We start from the raw sequence: 232 nt of genomic DNA on the forward strand, positions 1-232 counted from the left end.
GCCTTACTTCGTTGCATTCGGTAACGTGGTAAAAGATTTAGCTAAAGGGGCTATGGCATGGCTAGTTGAAAAACTTTCAGCAGTAGGTGCCAAAATGAGTGAATTAGCTTCAGGCGCATTAGCATTCTTAGCTGAAAAGTTGGGTGCTGCAAGTGCTTCATTCAAGGATGTCTTTGGCAGGGCAGTTGAAATAGCTGGAAACTTAATGGAAAAAATGGGTGGACAGTTTGGT

At 43.1% G+C, this 232-nt stretch carries 1 protein-coding gene; it reads left to right on the plus strand.

The genetic code is table 11. The features are described from left to right. Window positions 1–232 (plus strand): hypothetical protein (locus AC6UDG_RS07910; RefSeq protein WP_500707021.1); only part of this gene is annotated, 232 nt, incomplete at both ends.

It is taken from the genome of Fructilactobacillus sp. X2R1C1 (assembly GCF_059901435.1).